This is a genomic window from Gluconobacter sp. Gdi (assembly GCF_014132155.1).
Classification (GTDB): domain Bacteria; phylum Pseudomonadota; class Alphaproteobacteria; order Acetobacterales; family Acetobacteraceae; genus Gluconobacter.
In genome coordinates, this window is sequence record NZ_BLJQ01000004.1 from 200415 (window position 1) to 215673 (window position 15259).

Below are 15259 nucleotides of genomic sequence, written 5' to 3' on the forward strand. Positions count from 1 at the left end.
TTCAGTGCCCCTCCTGTCTCGGCATCAGCCAATTACGCATCAGTGCAATACTTTCCGCAGGATGCGTTTCGACGAGATCAACAACCCTCTGAACAGAAGAAGCTCGAATACGGCCGGAAACGCCACTTACAGCGATTGTTTCTTCATCACTCTCCGTTAGAGGGGTTGTGGCATCATATGGAGCAGGCAAAAGAGCAGTAGGGTTTCCAGTCTCAGATGCCAGTGCACCTCCTAACTCACGCATGGAAACAACGCCGCGACTTTCATCAGAAAGAACATTTCCTGCCGTAACTCCGCCCCCAGCCGGGCGTAGCAGGGGCCGCACAACAAAGAAGAGCACCATCAAAAGACACAGAGCAAAAATACCGAAACGAACGGCTTCCATTTCATTCGAGCGGCTCAGGAAACCCTTTAGAAAAGGCTGCTGTGGTGCGGGCATTGCCGCTTCGAGATCAGAAAACTGCATCGACATTACGGTCACAACATCGCCACGAGCCTGATCGAAACCAATGGCCGTCTTGGTCAGAGCCGTTAGCCTATCCAGTTCCTGAGTATTCCTTGGTTGCCAGGCATGCTGACCTTTCACATCCGTCTGGACGGCTCCATCAACCATGACAGCAACGCTGATACGAGCAATTCGAGGCTGATCCTGTACCAGGGTCCGAACCTTCTTGCCGATCTCGTAATTATCCGTCTGCTCCTGCCTGCTGCTTTGACTTCCGTTCTGCGGCTGACCAGCATTAGCGTTCGGCAGATTGTTTCCAACCGTCGTATTCGCTGTTCCTTGTGTATTTATACTTTTGTCGTTTTTGGTTTGCTGAGAACGAAGAACCTGCTGGTCAGGATCGTAACTTTCCTGAGTTTCCCGCACACGATCATTATTCATCGCTACGGTCGCTTCCACCCGCACATGCCCTATGCCAACAGAAGCTCCCAACATATCCTCAACTTCACGAGCGATGCGTTGCTCCAGCGCCTGCCGTTGCATTTCCGCCGTTTGATTACCATCGACACTTCCCGCGCCTTGCCGCAGCAGGACATGCCCGCGATTGTCGACAAGCGAGATATTCTGTGCCTCCAAACCCGGTACGGCTGCGGAAACCAGGTTAACGACCGCCGCAATACTCTCCTCATCCAAACGGCGCGCACCTTCCATGGAAAGAAGCACACTCGCCTGAGCTCCCTGTTCGTTCGTCGAAAAGAGTTCTCTGTGGCGCAGTACAAGATGAACACGCGCATTACGAACACCGTGAATCAGACGGATTGACCGTTCCAATTCTCCCTCCAGCGCACGCGTTTCATTGATTGTTTGCTCAAACTGCGTCGCTGTAAAACTGTTTCCCTTATCGAAAATCTCGTACCCGACCGAGCCTCCCGACGGCAGTCCACTTTTTGCGAGAAGAAGGCGCGCCTTAGCAACCTCATCATCAGGGACCATAATCGTCGCCCCCTGATCCTGCAGGCGATAAACGATATGGGCCTTAGCAAGCTGATCTACGATTTCACCGGCTTCTCTGGGATCGAGATCTCTGTAAAGCAGCCCGGTAGCAGAGTTTGCACCATGCATGACCAAAACTCCGAGAAGCACAAGCAGAGCCACACCCACTGCACCCAGGGCAGCCAGACGCGGGAGGCCAAGCTGCTTCAGATTTGTGAGAAGAGCCTTCACTTATGCGCCCACCATGCGGTCATCTGCGTACAAGCTTTTCCAGGAGGTGCCTCAAGCCCTGCCCACATGTGCGTTCACCCTGTCCTGCTGCAATTACTGACAGGTATTGTGGACAGGAAAGGTTAACGTCCGCTTAAAACGACAGAATTTCCCCCGCTCGTCGTTCAGACTCCCGAAAATCCATCCAAGTCACTCAGCGGCACTGTTGCACTTCCCATTTGTACATTGATACCACTCGATGTCCGCGTCAGACCTGTTACCGTACCGGAAACCGTTGTTGGAAAAGACGCCGTTTCCCCACTTGTTCCAGTCCCTTCGACAGCAACAAAGTACTGACCGTCAGACATTTTTGTTCCACTGCTATCAATACCATCCCATGACCAGGAGTTCGTCCCCGCAGTCGCCGTCATCGTGTCGGTCTTGACGACCTGACCGCTGGCATCGGTAACTGCAATGGCTACAGGTCCGGCTTGCTGCGCCGTAAATGTCATGCTCGCGTTGCCATTCTGTAAGGGCAACGAAGCAGTTGTGGCCGTGGTTGTTTTACCCACAAGAGCGACACCAGACGTAATCTGCGTGTCCTGAGTAGCAGAAATCAGGCTGGTAAGATTGGTGTTCGTCTCAACCTGTTGCTGCACACCTGCGAACTGCGCCAACTCACTTGTGAAGCTGTCGGTACTGGTTGGATTACTCGGGTCTTGATGCTGGAGTTGAGTAGTCAGAAGCGTCAGGAACTGATTAAAATTTCCCGCCATGGAGGACAGCGCAGCACTGCCGACACTACTCGCCGTAGATGTGGCTGCACCAGACGCTTGCGATGATGCACTGGACTTGGCTGCCGAAACAGCTTGGCTGAGAAGCGATGATGAATTGACAGAAGAGACCATAAAACAAGCGTCCTTTATGCGGTCAGATCAACAACACCGCGTAAAATTTTTCGAGGAAATACGGAGGCTCTCTCATTAAGATCTTCAGATGAGACCTCGGAAGAACCACCAACAGCGGGCGATCGTTGCTGACTGCCTTCCCGATCAGAACTTCTGGGATAGTCTTGAGAGAAAGATCCCAGAAAACCAAACGTAACTTCTGTGGATATTGCAGTCCGGTCTGCTGAGACAGGCAAAATTCTCTGGTTCAGTGAGGACAATAAGCTCTCTTTATTTGTTGAAAGACTTCGCAGTGCATCTGAACTTTCAGCCAGAATGTGGATGTGGCGTCCCCCGTCCTTGTCTTCCTCAACAGACATGCGGATTTTGCCTTCACGCTCTAAGGACATTTCAATCTGGGTATTGAGGTGCTGACCTGTTGCCTGGTGCGTGATGACAGGGCCGTTCAAAGCTGACTGACGCGCCTCGTCCTGCGTCGGTGTTAGAAGGCTATTATGTCCGGAATCAGAGTTCTGCAATTTCGAGGTCGAAAGTTCCAGGAATAACCCCGGGACCTCAGCAATCGGTGCTGGCGCAACATCAACATTTTCTACCAACGCAAGAGAGACCACCCCTGCACTCTCTGTTTCAGAAACTTGCAGGTCTTTGCTTACTTCAAGCTGATCTGTCGCGGGTTTCGTTTCACAATTGAACGAAGCGACACTGAGAGAAGGCTCAGATACCGAACTTTGAGTGCTATCGTCTTCTAGATCCGAAACGCACTGTGTAGGCAACTCAACGCGTTCGCCCGAACCAGGTTCATCCGTCTTCCCTGGTGCGGATACGTTATCATTTTGCAGCGCGGGCAAAAACGTTTCTGTAACTTCCTCTGTAGAGGGACCCATAGAAATCTTCTGAGCCGATACTTCCGAGGGACGTTGAACCACCTTGGTCGCACTCGATGTTTTCTCAAATTTCTCTGGAAGCGAACTCGATTGAACAGGCTGTTCGGAGACCTTTGTAGCCGGGCTCGAAGATTTTAAGCTTCGAGCCCCCCCGCAGTTTTCCGTTGAAACACGGGGGCCTTGGCCGCCTTCAGGTACTCTGGCCGTCTGGGTACTTTTTTCACCCGGCGACGGAGGAGTATTTTTGCTAGAGACAGCTTTGGCGTCAGGCGGCTGTGTCTTCTCGTGAACGTAGCTTTTCAGAAAATCCTGAAATCGTTCTTTGGAAGCAAGCTGTGCACCAACAGGAAAGACGCTGCCACCAAGCGCTATCGCGGGCGTTGCTACGGGCAAAATCTGCGACAATGATAAGCCCTCCTACACCCGGTGAAACAACCGGAAAGAAGAGTGGCACGACAGGCGTAAAGAAAAGGTTTATACGCGGCCCTTTTCCAAGAAGCCGCGTATCAAACTCAGTTCTGAATGTGATCGTATCCGGGAGAACCAGGAAATGGTCCTCGCGTAATCGCTGCTGGTGCCGGACAAACCGGCGGCATTCCATCAAGCGCAAAGGCCTGCACCGTATGGGACGAAGCTGCCACAAGTCCTCTCACAGCAAGAGGCTGTGCCAGACGTACACCTGCCAGAAGCTCTTCTGGAAGAATGACAGTCGTCCCATCACGCAGCATCACACCTGTAGGCGTAATACGGGAGACAATCCCTTTCGTGACGGGCAGCGGTGACATGTCATACAGACATGGCGCTGCCTCGGCGACCATCGGGGCGGAGAAAGCCAGAAGCAGGCTTGCGAGAGCGAAAGGTTTCAATGCCGGAAATGCCTCATGCCAGTGAAGACCATGGCGATTCCAGCTGCATCGGCAGCGTCGATCACCTCCTGATCGCGGATTGAGCCACCGGGCTGGATCACAGCCACAGCACCAGCAGCAACAACACTCTCAAGACCATCTGCGAACGGGAAGAACGCATCCGATGCGGCCACAGATCCCTTGGTCAACGGGGCAGTCTCACCCGCAACATTCGCAGCATCTTCGCTCTTGCGAGCCGCAATGCGCGCGCTATCAACACGGGACATCTGCCCCGCCCCGATCCCGACAGTCGCATTGTTGCGAACATAAATGACTGCGTTGGATTTCACGTGCTTGGCCACTCGGAACGCGAACAGGAGATCTTTCATCTCCTTTTCCGTGGGCGCGCGTTTAGTGACGACCTTCAGATCGCTCTCAAGGACGCGACCTGCATCCCGGCTTTGCGCCAGAAAACCACCGGCGACAGAGCGAAAAGCCAGACCTTCAGCTTCCGGATCAGGCATTCCGTCTGTGAGCAACAGACGCAGGTTCTTCTTGCGAGAAAGAATTTCAATAGCTTGCGCATCCGCATCTGGGGCAACAATCACTTCCGTGAAAATCGCACTAATGCGTTGAGCCGTTTCTGCATCTAGCGTTCTGTTCACAGCGACGATGCCACCAAATGCCGAAACCGGATCACACCGCAGCGCCGCAATCCATGCCTGTTCCAGCGTTTCAGCAGACGCCACACCGCATGGATTAGCGTGCTTGACGATCACGACAGTCGGCGCATCAAACTCAGCAACAGCCTCGAACGCTGCGTCTGTGTCATTAAGATTGTTGTAGCTCAGCGCCTTGCCCTGCACCTGACGAGCCGTCGCGATGCCCGCCCGTGTGCTGCCATCACGATAGAAAGCAGCTTTCTGATGTGGGTTTTCACCATAACGCAGAAGCTCGTCGCGAGAGCCACTGAGCGTCAGAACAGGGGGCAACAATTCGCCCGCACGCTCCGCGAACCAACGGGAGATCATACCGTCATAAGACGCCGTATGGGCGTACGCAGCACCGGCATAATCACGACGCTCACTTAGATACGTTCCGCCCGCGTCCAGAGACTGAACGAAATCACCGTATTGCTGAGGAGACGTCAGGATCGTGACATGATCGAAGTTCTTGGCCGCAGCACGGATCATGGCCGGACCGCCAATATCGATATTCTCGATACAGTCTTCATCGCCCGCGCCGGATGCAACCGTAGCGGCGAAAGGATACAGGTTAACGCAGACCAGATCGATTGGCACGATGCCGTGTTCTTCCATCTGGCTCAGATGAGCCGGCAGGTCACGACGTGCGAGAATGCCGCCATGAACCTGCGGAACCAGCGTCTTGACACGACCGTCAAGAATTTCGGGGAAGCCTGTATGTTCTGAAACATCTTTGACAGTCAGACCCGCTTCACGCAGCGCCCTTGCCGAGCCCCCCGTCGAAAGCAGTTCTGCACCGTGGGCGGCAAGTGCGCGCCCCAGTTCAATCAGTCCCGTCTTGTCAGAAACGGAGAGAAGGGCGCGACGGACGGGGAGTCGGGTCTCAGTCATGATGGAAATGCAATATCCTTCAAAACATGTCCGTGCAACCGCTGGTGATGCACGACGTAAGGAGCGTGACTACCAAATGGGTCACGTCCCGCGAACCCTGCCCACCCTAATAGAAAGAGAGTAGGCAGAAGAAGCATGATCTCGCCTAGGCCGCCTGTGCGGACATAGGGCCAGAAAGACAGTCTGGACCGGCTAAGAGGTGCCAGAAGCTGGCAGCCACCGGTTGGCAGGTCAGCCGCAATGTGGGTGGCAACGCCCAGAAGAAGAGCACCAATGGGCCCCCTTAGCGCCCCTTCACCCATAAAAGCTCCAACCAGCCCTGCAACCAGAAGCAGCACAACGCCGGAATGCGTCATCCCCCGGTGGCCGAAGGTTCGAGCCAGGAAACGGGACAGAAATTTGACTCGCGCTCCCAGCATGGAGCGCTCCGTATCAATGTCTGGAAGCAGGCTGCCCAGCAACCCTGTACAAACCGAAAAAGGGTCAGGCGACAGCACATGCCAGCGCATCGCACACAAGACAGCAAATCCGCCAATCAGGAGATGAGAACGTCCAGTCACGGGCTCTTATGATCCGATTCGGACGTTATCGGAAAGGGCCGTAACCCCTTTTCCTGCAAAGATATTCATAAATTCCATCCCCCATCTTCTTCTGGAGATGTTCTTTATCCGTTCTCAGTCAGAGAAACAGGCCCTTAATGAAAAAAGAAAGGCGATCCGGATCACTTCCAGACCGCCTTCCTGTTTTCAATGGAGCGAAAAATTTACAAGGGATCTTAGCTCTGGCGCAAAAGAGCAGCAGCCGTAGCACGCTGCGTCACCGTCTTTGCGTCGAACTCACCTGCCGTAATCCACGATCCGCCAACACAGGATACGGAAGGAAGTGCCAGCCAGTCGGGAGCGCTCCCTTCAGTGATGCCGCCTGTCGGGCAGAAGCGGACATTGCCGAATACACTGGCCAAGCTCTTCAGCGCCGGAATGCCACCATTGGTCACAGCCGGGAAGAACTTGAAGCGTGTCAGGCCCAGATCCAGACCGCGCATGATATCACCAGCATTTGCGACGCCCGGAAGGAAAGGCATGTCATGGTCGCGGGCAGCGTCAGCCAGCGGTGCGGTTAAGCCAGGGCTCACGATAAAGCGGGAGCCAGCCTTGACTGCACGCTCCAGATCCGTCGGGTTCAACACAGTGCCGGCACCAACAAACGCACCGTCCACCTTGGACATTTCCTCGATCACTTCAAGCGCACAAGGCGTCCGCAGCGTCACTTCCAGAGTGGTCAGGCCACCAGCGACCAGCGCTTCAGCCAAGGGACGAGCCTGTGCAACATCATTGACCACCAGCACCGGAATAACCGGGCAGCGGGTCATGACAGCATCAAGTTTGGCAGTATCAGTCATGAAATTTGGTCCTTAGTGAATGGCGTCGCCAACGGCTTCGATTACCTGATCCATTTGGGCCAGCATGGCGGATGCGCCGGTTTCGGCCGGATCATGCACTGAACGCATGAGGGCAAACAACTCACGCCCAGTTCCGAGAGCAGGCGGCGGCGGCGCAACAGGTTCGCGTGCCTCCCATTCTGCCGGATCGACGAGAACCTCAATCTGCCCCGTTACGGCACACACCCGGATCATGTCACCATCCCGAACGCGGGCAATCGGGCCGCCGACCTGAGCTTCCGGGCCGACGTGAATGGCAGCAGGCACCTTACCACTCGCACCTGACATCCGTCCGTCTGTCAGAAGAGCCACCTTGTAGCCCCGATCCTGCAACACGCCGAGCGTTGGCGTCAGTTTGTGCAGTTCCGGCATCCCGTTGGCTTCCGGCCCCTGGAACCGCACAACAACAACGACATCCCGCTCAAGTTCACCCTTCTGAAACGCCGTGGCGACATCATGCTGATCATGGAAAACGCGCGCCGGGGCTTCAATGGTCAGGAATTCTTCAGCAATGGCACTGCTTTTATAGATACCACGACCGACATTGCCCTGCATGAGCTTGATACCACCATCAGCTTTGAACGGCTCCTTGACGTCCCGGAGAATATCACGGTCCAGCGATGGTTTGGCATGCGTGTAAACGACTTCGTCGTCCTGCAGGCTGGCACGGCAGGCATAATCCGCGAACCCGCCGCGTGAGACCGTCATGATGTCCGTGTGCAAAAGACCAGCACGGGAAAGCTCGGCAATCAGTGTCGGCATACCACCCACATGATTGAAGGCGTTCACGTCCTCAGAGCCACTGGGATAAACGCGCGTCATCAGCGGAACTGCTGCTGAGAGGCGGCTCAGATCTTCCCAGTCAATAATGATACCAGCAGCTCGGGCAATGGCAGGCAGGTGGATGGTGTGATTGGTCGAACCGCCAGTTGCCAGCAAGCCGACTGCCGCATTCACAATGGCCTTTTCATCAACACACTGCGCCAGTGGGCGGACATCTTCGCCATTCAGGCTGATTTCCGCCAGACGATGGACGCTTGCGCGCGTCATGGCCTGCCGAAGCGGCGTGTTCGGATTGATGAACGCAGAATCAGGCATCATGAGGCCCATGATCTCAACCATCATCTGGTTCGTATTGGCCGTGCCGTAGAAGGTGCATGTGCCGGCGCTATGGTAGGAGGCGTTTTCCGCTTCCATCAGACGATCCTGCCCGACCTTGCCCTGCACATAGAGCTGACGGATCCGCTGCTTTTCCTTGTTAGGAAGGCCTGACGGCATAGGGCCGGCCGGGATCAGCATTGTCGGCAGATGCCCGAAGCGCAGTGCGCCCATCAGCAGGCCCGGGACAATCTTGTCACAGATCCCCAGAAGCGCGACACCTTCGAACATGCCGTGGCTCAGGCCGACAGCCGTGGACATGGCAATAACGTCACGGGAGAACAGGGAAAGCTCCATTCCCTCTTGTCCCTGCGTCACGCCATCACACATTGCTGGCGCACCACCGGCGATCTGAGCAGTTGCACCAACTTCGCGGGCGAACAGCTTCATCTGGTCCGGGTAACGTCCATATGGCTGATGCGCCGACAGCATGTCGTTGTAAGTCGTCACAATCCCGAGGTTCGTGCTGGCCGGACGCATGAGCTCCGGCTTGTCAGACGCAGCCGCTGCAATGGCGTGAGCGAGGTTTCCGCAGGCCAGGCGTGGGCGGGAGACGCCTTTGGCCCGGTTTCGCTCCATCAGAGCAAGATAACGGCGACGGGAGACTTTCGAACGCTCGATGATCCGGGCGGTCACGCTCTCGACGACGGAATTCAAAGACATTGGAACACTCGCTGCTCGACTGACACACGCGCTGCCAGACGGAAAAAACGCTCTTTCCGCTGAAAGACACAGCCTCGTGAAGGGGCTACTTTCATACGGAACCGAACTTGGAACAGCAACACCTCACAATGCCTTTCCGAGAAAATTTATTATTTTTATTTCTCAGAATGGCTTTTTATCTTTTCATTTAAACCGTTTTTTTTCGAAAAAATGAAAATAAAGTACAAATTCAGATTTACCCAGTATTTTCAATATTATGTATTTTCATATACGCAGATGCGATGATGAGCAAATACTCAAAATGAATTCCCACCACGGGAAATCAGAACGAAATTGATCCGGATTAATGATGAAATATAAATCAACTTTCATTTGATAGGTTCTGAATTATATTTTTATGTTTCCCGATATTGATTTTATATTCATTAGGATCTCATCATGCGAATTCTACTTCCCATCCTTGCATCAGCAGCTTTGACACTCTCCGCCATGCCAGCGCATGCCGGATCTCTTCATAAGGACTGGGAATCTTTCAAAGCCCATCGGGCATTTCATCACCTGTCTGCTGACGGACAACGCGCCGTTACGGACATTCTCAAGGCACGTCAGATCCTGAGTGCCGGACAGACAGATGCGGCCATTCCGGCTCTCTACGACGCCCAGAAGCGACTGACAGCCGCAACAACGGCCAGTCAGAAGTTCCAGGCTGCAGAAAACGATCTGCACGCAGCCCCACAGCACCCAATTCCCTCAACGCATCATGCGATCTCCGGCCAGGTTGACTGGCTACCCGTAGGTGGTGAGTTCATTGCCAGCGAGACACTTGCCCCAGAGCAGAAAGCAGCCGTCGCATCCGCCAATGCTCAGCTAAAAAACGGTGATACGGACTCAGCTGCCCAGACAATGAAGGTCGTGGACCAGAACGCGGACTTCATTCTCGCCCTAGCCCCGATTGCCCCATTCCAGGGCGCAATCAATCGGGCAACTGTCTTCACAGAAGGTCGCCATCCGCAGCAAGCTGTAGAGGCTCTGGATGAAGCTCTGGATTCCATTGTGTTTGTGTCCGAAGACTTCGTTACGACACTAGCCCCCGCAAACGCGACCAAGAAGTAAGCTCTCGCGCCCATCTACCGCGCGGAACCAGAAACAAAAAAGGCGGCCTGCATATTCTGCAGGCCGCCTTTTTTGAATACGAACACTAAAGACCGAACACTTCAGTTCCAGAGAGAGATCGCCAATGGCAGCAAGATCTCGCTTTCCATTCGCGTCAGAAACGGCGCGACTTTTGGCGGCCAGCTTCCGGTAGCTACAGCAGCGGCCCTCTTTTCCGACCGTGCATTCAGGTCTGCATAAGGCCACAGATGCGCAATGCGCGGCGTGCCCTCAAGAGAGACGAGTGTGCACGTCAGCGGGGAGACCGTTTCTCTCTCCGGGACAGCAGCAAGGAAACGCTCCTCAACGTCAGGCATGCCATCCGGCTTGGCCTCATAGCAGCGCCATTCATAGACACTTCCATAAGAGCCGGGGTTAGCGACAGGCGTGATGGCGCGCCAAGACGTCACTTCCACCCGAAACAGGTTCTCATGAGGCAGGCTAGACAAGACGTCTGGACGGCCATTCAAGAGCGCCTCGTAGGTCTGCGCTGTCCTGAGAAGGGTAATGCGGTTCAGGCGACCTATTTCGGTCACCCATGCCCCTACCCCCTCAAGACCTGAGAGAGCAGAGACCACCTGCGGGATATGCCCAGGCTGAACGTCCAGAAAGATGGTCTCTACATAACTCATCACATCATCTCCGCTTCAGGACTTGGTCTGGGCGGCGACAAAGTTTTCCAGCCAGTGAATTGTGTAGTCACCTTTCTGGAAAGTCGGATCCGCCAGAATTTTCCGATGAAGCGGGATAACCGTTTCCACTCCATCCACCACACATTCATCCAAAGCACGCTGCATGCGGGCAATGGCTTCCTGGCGCGTCGGCGCATGAACGATAAGCTTGGCAATCATGCTGTCGTAGTAAGGCGGGATGCGATAGCCAGCGTAAATGGCGCTGTCCATTCGCACACCAAGGCCGCCAGGTGCATGGAAAACATTGACCGTGCCAGGGCTCGGCGCAAAGGTTTCCGGGTTCTCGGCGTTGATGCGGCACTCGATCGCATGGCCGGACATCTTGATGTCCTTTTGCGTATAACCGAGTTGCTCACCAGCAGCGATCCGGATCTGCTCACGCACCAGATCGACACTGCACACCATTTCCGTCACCGGATGTTCCACCTGAAGGCGGGTATTCATCTCGATGAAGCAGAACTGGCCATCCTGATAAAGGAACTCAAGCGTGCCAGCATTCCGGTAGCCCATGCGTGCCAGAGCCTCGGTCGAGGTCCGACCGATTTCTTCACGTTCGGCATCCGTCAGAGCCGGGGAACCGGCTTCTTCAAGCAGCTTCTGGTGACGACGCTGGAGGGAGCAGTCACGCTCGCCGAAATGCACCACGTTGCCATGGGCATCACCAAGGATCTGAAGCTCAATATGACGCGGACGATCGAGATACTTCTCGAGATAGACCTCGTCATTACCGAAGGCGGCACGGGCTTCTGCACGAGCTACCGACCAGGCTTCCTCAATATCATCTGCGGTCTGCGCAACCTTCATGCCGCGACCACCGCCGCCGGCAGCGGCCTTGATCAGGACCGGATAACCGACCTTCTCGGCGACTTCACGGGCAGCCTGAATATCGACCAGCGCCCCATCGGAGCCCGGCACCAGCGGCACGCCAAGCGCACGCATGGTCGTCTTGGCCGTGATTTTGTCGCCCATCGTGCGGATATGCTCCGCCGTCGGGCCGATAAACGCCAGACCATGCTCTTCAACAGTCTCGGCGAACTCGGCATTTTCTGACAGAAAGCCATAACCCGGATGAATGGCATCCGCGCCCGTAATCATGGCAGCTGACAGAATGGCAGCGACGTTCAGATAAGAATCGCGTGCACTCGGCGGACCGATGCAGACGGCTTCATCGGCAAGACGCACATGCATTGCATCGGCGTCGGCCGTCGAATGCACAGCCACGGTTTTGATGCCCATCTCACGGCAGGCGCGCTGGATACGCAGCGCGATCTCGCCTCGATTGGCAATAAGGACTTTAGAAATCATTACTCGATGATCGCCAGAGCTTCGCCAAATTCAACAGGCTGCCCGGACTCGACAAAGAACTTTGTCAGGGTACCAGAGCGGGGAGCCTTGATCTGGTTAAAGGTTTTCATGGCTTCGATCAGCATGATCGTCTGACCGGCAGAAACGGTCTGACCTTCCTGAGCGAATGCCGGGGAAGCCGGATCCGGCGCCAGATAGGCGACACCCACCATCGGGCTTGGAACCGCACCAGGATGCTTGGCAGGATCAGCCGGAGGTGCCGCAACAGGAGCAGCGGCTGGTGCTGCGGCGGGAGCAGGAGCAACGGCTGGTGCAGCAGCCTGAACCACGTTGACGTTGCGCGCCACGCGAATGCGGCTATCAGCTTCGGAGATCTCGATTTCGGTCAGGCCGGTCTGCGTCAGAATATCGGCCAATGCCCGAATGGCATCCTTGTCCACGAGCATGCGGCTCATCCTTCGTCTTCGATCATGTCGGTTATTGCCTGAAGCGCATGCGCGTATCCCCTGACGCCGAGGCCGCAGATCACACCGATGGCGGCCTGCGAGACGTAGGTATGATGGCGGAATGGCTCCCGGCGATGAATGTTGGAAATATGAACCTCAACTATCGGCAACTCAACAGCAAGAAGCGCGTCGAGCAGGGCAATCGAGGTATGCCCATAAGCAGCAGGATTAATCACGATTCCATCAGCGCGGCCGCGACACTCCTGCACCCAGGACACAAGTTCTCCCTCACCGTTTGTCTGTCGGAAATCGATCGCGACATCGAGGCGTTCAGCAGCCTGAATACACACCTGCTCGACATCGTCGAGCGTAGCGTGACCGTAGATTCCAGGCTGGCGCAGACCCAGCATATTGAGATTCGGACCGTTCAGAACGGCAATGAGAGGACGTTTCATCTGGCCGCGCGATAGCACTTTCGGAGCCGTCATGAAAGCGTCATCGCCCTAATCCTGCCGTCTTCAGAGGGTTCAAAAGGGGGACAGGCCCATGGTTTTGTGCTAGGAAGCACGGCTCAAGCCCGTTTTCGTCCACTGGAGAAGATACCAGTCTAGTGAAATTTGCCCCGCCTGCCATTCGCTCATCCCGTCGACTGTCTCCCCTGCGCAGCATGACATTTGCACTCGCGCTTGCCGGAATTGCAGCTGGAACGACTGCCCATGCAGCAGACGATTCTTCTGGTGATGCAGCGGGGACGGTCCGGACCAGCTGGGCAGCCTCTGTTCGATCCGCGCTGGCAAACCGGGCCCACAAGGCCGCGTCCTGGACCCAGCATGGCATGGCGAGCTGGTATGGGCGTCATTTCCACGGACGTCGCACCAGTAGCGGGACGATCTTCAACACAAATGATCTGACGGCCGCACACCCTTCCCTGCCAATTGGCACAAAACTGCTGGTGACGTCTGAAGATACGGGCCGTTCTGTTGTCGTCACAGTGAACGATCGCGGGCCGTTCAATAGCCGCATCATCGATCTGTCACATGCGGCAGCGGCGAAGATCGGAATGCTGAACAGCGGAACTGCCCACGTCACCATTGCCCGTATGGCTGACAAGCCCGCGTCAGATGCCGCGAGCGAAGTCGCGGAAGCCGAGTCCAAGGATACGAGCGAACAAGCCATCAAGGCTGCGGGCACCCAGTCTGACACTACGAAGCAGCCCACCCACCGTTAAAACGACGGACGGGCTGAGTTACCCCGGTGTTTACCGGGGCGTACTTTCAGCCGTAACGGCTTCAGCAATTAAAGGGTCTGTCTGTGGCAGACCGGCAATCCGGGGCTGCGCCCCTTTGATGCGTTCTTCCAGCCCCGCGTTCAGCTCCGCCCCAAAGAGCACGACGTACGCACTCACAAAGAACCACATCATGATCGCCGCAACCGCCCCCAAGGGCCCGTATGTTGCGCCGTAGCTCGCAAAGTGCGCTACGTACCACGAAAATCCGAGCGACATGAGAACCCACAGGACGGTCGCCAGCGCTGATCCGGGAAATATCCACCGCCACTTTGCTGGCTCCCGACTGGGGGCAAAGCGATAAAGCATCGTTACTGCCACGAAGACGAACAGCAGCATCAGGATCGGTGCAAGCGTGTGCACGACAAGCGGCGCACCGTAAGACACCAGCAGATCAAACGGCGGCGGCGGCTTTCTGAAACCCAGATAGCGCGGAAGGTAATCAACCAGCGCAGGCGCAGCCACCATCAGCGCCAATGTCAGCGCAGCCCCAACAACAGCCATCAGAGTGGTGGCCAGAGCAGTCGCCTGGAACCTCAGGAAGCCGCGTGTTTCGGTGGCATTATATGCCATGTTCAACGCGGACAGGATCGACTTCGTACTGGCTGAAGCGGACCACAACGCGACGGAAACAGAAAAAATCAGCCCGATGGTCAGAGACGTATGCGGCTGGGAAACCAGCTCGTGAATACGATTGCCAATCAGCGAATAAGCTGTTGGGGGCAGCAGATGACGCAGCACTTCAAGCTGCGGCTCAACGGTCTGCAGATCGAAAGCCAGACCATATAGCGAGATTAGACTCGATATGGCTGGAAAGAGAGAGAGCGTGGCGTAGAACGCACAGCCCGCGGCAGAGAGGGACGTCTGGGACGATCCCACTTCCGAAAAGACCTGACGTAAGACAATCTTCCAGCCCGCCTTGGGCATACTTAGGGGAGAGTTCGCTCCCGTGCCCGGGGCGTCGGGACCAAGCTCACGTGCCTTGCGAATATCTTCTTCGCTAGGTTCAGGCGTCAGTTCATGGACACGCTGGATATCCTGATGGATTTGTTTCCGGTCAGGGTCCGAAGGTGCGTCTGGCGCTGGACCGGAAGCTGACGCAGAATCGGGAAATAAGCTCACTCAGGGGTCCTCGGCAGTTCCTGTTATGGGCAACAGGCGAGATTAAGTCGTTCCGTTCTCGAGATCGACAGAACCTAGCATACGCAGAAATCACCTTCTGCGTTCCGAATTTGCCCTG

At 55.6% G+C, this 15259-nt stretch carries 15 protein-coding genes; 2 read left to right on the top strand and 13 right to left on the bottom strand.

The window, feature by feature from the left end; all coding sequences use genetic code 11:
• Position 1 precedes the first annotated feature (1 nt).
• The 8 genes from fliF to edd form a co-directional block, all read right to left on the bottom strand.
• Positions 2-1669 carry a flagellar basal-body MS-ring/collar protein FliF gene (gene fliF, locus JN414_RS10050; protein WP_202207741.1) on the bottom strand — a complete coding sequence of 556 codons (1668 nt, stop codon included), beginning with the start codon at positions 1667-1669 and terminating at the stop codon, positions 2-4.
• A gap of 164 nt (positions 1670-1833) precedes the next feature.
• Positions 1834-2556, bottom strand: a complete 723-nt coding sequence (locus JN414_RS10055; protein WP_202207742.1) for a flagellar hook assembly protein FlgD — start codon at positions 2554-2556, stop codon at positions 1834-1836.
• A gap of 14 nt (positions 2557-2570) precedes the next feature.
• The gene (locus JN414_RS10060; protein WP_202207743.1) at positions 2571-3845 is read right to left on the bottom strand and encodes a hypothetical protein; all 1275 of its coding nucleotides are present in this window, start codon (positions 3843-3845) and stop codon (positions 2571-2573) included.
• A 107-nt stretch (positions 3846-3952) separates the two neighbouring features.
• Positions 3953-4306 carry a hypothetical protein gene (locus JN414_RS10065; protein WP_202207744.1) on the bottom strand — a complete coding sequence of 118 codons (354 nt, stop codon included), beginning with the start codon at positions 4304-4306 and terminating at the stop codon, positions 3953-3955.
• Complete coding sequence (gene purH, locus JN414_RS10070) at positions 4303-5880, bottom strand: bifunctional phosphoribosylaminoimidazolecarboxamide formyltransferase/IMP cyclohydrolase (RefSeq protein WP_202207745.1); 1578 nt, start codon at positions 5878-5880, stop codon at positions 4303-4305. Before purH ends, JN414_RS10065 begins: the two co-directional genes overlap by 4 nt.
• Positions 5877-6440, bottom strand: coding sequence for a metal-dependent hydrolase (locus JN414_RS10075; protein WP_202207746.1), 564 nt, complete (start codon positions 6438-6440; stop codon positions 5877-5879). Before JN414_RS10075 ends, purH begins: the two co-directional genes overlap by 4 nt.
• Before the next feature lie 215 nt (positions 6441-6655).
• Positions 6656-7279 (bottom strand): bifunctional 4-hydroxy-2-oxoglutarate aldolase/2-dehydro-3-deoxy-phosphogluconate aldolase, encoded by a 624-nt coding sequence (eda, locus tag JN414_RS10080; RefSeq protein WP_202207747.1) that lies wholly within the window; start codon positions 7277-7279, stop codon positions 6656-6658.
• A gap of 12 nt (positions 7280-7291) precedes the next feature.
• Positions 7292-9139: a phosphogluconate dehydratase gene (gene edd, locus JN414_RS10085; RefSeq protein WP_202207748.1), complete on the bottom strand. Its 1848-nt coding sequence runs from the start codon at positions 9137-9139 to the stop codon at positions 7292-7294.
• Between the two features lie 438 nt (positions 9140-9577).
• Here edd and JN414_RS10090 point away from each other — a divergent pair, with 438 nt between their 5' ends.
• Positions 9578-10252: a YfdX family protein gene (locus JN414_RS10090; protein WP_202207749.1), complete on the top strand. Its 675-nt coding sequence runs from the start codon at positions 9578-9580 to the stop codon at positions 10250-10252.
• A gap of 101 nt (positions 10253-10353) precedes the next feature.
• On the opposite strand, the gene JN414_RS10095 is transcribed toward JN414_RS10090, so the two are convergent.
• Genes JN414_RS10095 through aroQ form a run of 4 tightly spaced genes read right to left on the bottom strand, consistent with a single transcriptional unit; the run spans position 10354 to position 13189 of the window.
• Complete coding sequence (locus JN414_RS10095; protein ID WP_202207750.1) at positions 10354-10923, bottom strand: NIPSNAP family protein; 570 nt, start codon at positions 10921-10923, stop codon at positions 10354-10356.
• Positions 10924-10938: 15 nt separating this feature from the next.
• The gene (gene accC, locus JN414_RS10100; protein WP_046901132.1) at positions 10939-12288 is read right to left on the bottom strand and encodes an acetyl-CoA carboxylase biotin carboxylase subunit; all 1350 of its coding nucleotides are present in this window, start codon (positions 12286-12288) and stop codon (positions 10939-10941) included.
• Positions 12288-12743, bottom strand: a complete 456-nt coding sequence (locus tag JN414_RS10105) for an acetyl-CoA carboxylase biotin carboxyl carrier protein subunit (protein WP_202207751.1) — start codon at positions 12741-12743, stop codon at positions 12288-12290. The genes accC and JN414_RS10105 overlap by 1 nt, the downstream gene beginning before the upstream one ends.
• Positions 12740-13189, bottom strand: a complete 450-nt coding sequence (gene aroQ / locus JN414_RS10110; RefSeq protein ID WP_023943307.1) for a type II 3-dehydroquinate dehydratase — start codon at positions 13187-13189, stop codon at positions 12740-12742. The genes JN414_RS10105 and aroQ overlap by 4 nt, the downstream gene beginning before the upstream one ends.
• 155 nt (positions 13190-13344) lie before the next feature.
• Here aroQ and JN414_RS10115 point away from each other — a divergent pair, with 155 nt between their 5' ends.
• Entirely contained in the window at positions 13345-13962 is a 618-nt protein-coding gene (locus tag JN414_RS10115; protein WP_237389971.1) for a septal ring lytic transglycosylase RlpA family protein, read from the top strand.
• A gap of 30 nt (positions 13963-13992) precedes the next feature.
• On the opposite strand, the gene JN414_RS10120 is transcribed toward JN414_RS10115, so the two are convergent.
• Positions 13993-15141 (bottom strand): YihY/virulence factor BrkB family protein, encoded by a 1149-nt coding sequence (locus JN414_RS10120; RefSeq protein WP_202207752.1) that lies wholly within the window; start codon positions 15139-15141, stop codon positions 13993-13995.
• Between the last annotated feature and the right edge of the window lie 118 nt (positions 15142-15259).

Coding starts and splice junctions, on each gene's coding strand:
- JN414_RS10105 (WP_202207751.1), bottom strand. CDS start 12,743: ATGAGCCGCATGCTCGTGGACAAGGATGCCATTCGGGCATTGGCCGAT.
- purH (WP_202207745.1), bottom strand. CDS start 5,880: ATGACTGAGACCCGACTCCCCGTCCGTCGCGCCCTTCTCTCCGTTTCT.
- aroQ (WP_023943307.1), bottom strand. CDS start 13,189: ATGAAACGTCCTCTCATTGCCGTTCTGAACGGTCCGAATCTCAATATG.
- eda (WP_202207747.1), bottom strand. CDS start 7,279: ATGACTGATACTGCCAAACTTGATGCTGTCATGACCCGCTGCCCGGTT.
- edd (WP_202207748.1), bottom strand. CDS start 9,139: ATGTCTTTGAATTCCGTCGTCGAGAGCGTGACCGCCCGGATCATCGAG.
- JN414_RS10095 (WP_202207750.1), bottom strand. CDS start 10,923: ATGAGTTATGTAGAGACCATCTTTCTGGACGTTCAGCCTGGGCATATC.
- JN414_RS10090 (WP_202207749.1), top strand. CDS start 9,578: ATGCGAATTCTACTTCCCATCCTTGCATCAGCAGCTTTGACACTCTCC.
- JN414_RS10055 (WP_202207742.1), bottom strand. CDS start 2,556: ATGGTCTCTTCTGTCAATTCATCATCGCTTCTCAGCCAAGCTGTTTCG.
- accC (WP_046901132.1), bottom strand. CDS start 12,288: ATGATTTCTAAAGTCCTTATTGCCAATCGAGGCGAGATCGCGCTGCGT.